Source organism: Gimesia panareensis, from assembly GCF_007748155.1.
In the GTDB taxonomy this organism is placed as follows: domain Bacteria; phylum Planctomycetota; class Planctomycetia; order Planctomycetales; family Planctomycetaceae; genus Gimesia; species Gimesia panareensis.
This window is the reverse complement of record NZ_CP037421.1, coordinates 6,169,237-6,170,588: the sequence shown is the minus strand read 5'-3', so window position 1 is coordinate 6,170,588 and position 1,352 is coordinate 6,169,237. Positions and strand designations below refer to the sequence as shown.

Genomic DNA, 1,352 nt, shown 5'->3' with positions numbered 1-1,352 from the left:
GAATTCTGTTACCAGCGTTGAAATGTTCTCTTCGGAGTCATCGTGAGCCACTAGAATGCAATCAAGGTAGAGTCCCATTCGGCGTACCTCCCAAAACCATTTGATCTACAATTCCCCAACAAGGCCCATAGTATTCACTAATGGAGATTAGCATGCAAATGGGGCCACCTGGATGGGAGAATGCGCGTCGAAAATGGCCCCACCGTAGCTGATTCCGTATGGCTCTGCGTTTTCTCGAGAGATTGCTTCACCCGCATTCCACATGGATCAAGAAATGGGGGAAGGTCATCACGGGTCTTCTGTCCCACTTTGCCGAATTGCATCAAGATGCTTTTCTGTGGGCTGAAAATTCTTTGCAAAATGTACACGCGCAGGAAAAAGACTTTCGACAAACTCACGAAAAGATTTTGCCAATACAAGATGATCTAATTCTGACAGTGGAGTAGCCTCTCCAGGGTCGTATAAACCAAAGTCGATATCTTCTTCAAAATCGTAGATCCATCCCTTCTTTTCATCGGAAAGTGACAAATAAATTGGAGTGCCAACCTTATCAAAGGCAATCAGTAATAAAGATGAAGCATCATCTTTTGTCGTATACTTTGTACCAATAGTGAGGGCTTCTAAATTTTCAGTAGATGCAGGATTTAACCCCAGAAAATGATCAATACGCGATGGAGAAATAGTATATTTCAATAAATCGCTTTGAATTTGATCCGGAATCACAATTCCAGGTGGTAATTCCTCTCCTTCAAAGTCTTCTAAGTCAGGTTCTTTGTAGGCAGATGGAATGGGGCTACCCCCATTGATTTTCAAGAGGAAATCAAAATAATCTTTGGGTAATGAAATGGAAAATGATTGTTCATAATTCAAGATGTCGGACGTAGAAACTGACGGGTTGACATCACGAAATAAAACATGGCAAAAATTTTTATCCATTGAAAAACTCACTTCTTATATTTTTTATTGTTAAGTAATTCCCAAAAGAATACACCACCATGATGAGTCCGATGTCCTCCGAATAACGCTTTGTGTACATCCTTACGAACAAGTTGCATAATACCTATAACTTCATGGTGATGCCATGTATATCCGGAAGGAGTTCCTGCAATCCGACCACTTAGCACATTAGCAGTTTTTTCATCAAGGTTCCGTTTTTGCGTAAGAGGGAAAAAGAGCGTTGAGAGCGGACCAGGGTGTAGGTATGGAGTTAAGTCTGGCTGTCCATTTGGTTTGATAGAGACTCTGACACCCAAGGTAGCCTCAAGTGCAGCAGCGTTACTGTAACATCTCTTCTGTAAATTATCTGTGTGGCGGAGTGGTGCTTGTTATTTGAGCGTAGCGAAAATAACAAG

General features: G+C 41.6%; 2 protein-coding genes. Both read right to left on the bottom strand.

What is annotated here, in order from left to right; all coding sequences use genetic code 11:
• Window positions 1-288 precede the first annotated feature (288 nt).
• Window positions 289-936 carry an SMI1/KNR4 family protein gene (locus Enr10x_RS23010; RefSeq protein WP_145451503.1) on the bottom strand — a complete coding sequence of 216 codons (648 nt, stop codon included), beginning with the start codon at window positions 934-936 and terminating at the stop codon, window positions 289-291.
• 8 nt (window positions 937-944) lie between these two features.
• Entirely contained in the window at window positions 945-1,124 is a 180-nt protein-coding gene (locus Enr10x_RS30685; protein WP_390621362.1) for an HNH endonuclease, read from the bottom strand.
• Between the last annotated feature and the right edge of the window lie 228 nt (window positions 1,125-1,352).

Bases quoted from the DNA above. Each gene is read 5' to 3' on its own strand.
- Enr10x_RS23010 (WP_145451503.1), bottom strand. From the start codon at position 936: ATGGATAAAAATTTTTGCCATGTTTTATTTCGTGATGTCAACCCGTCA.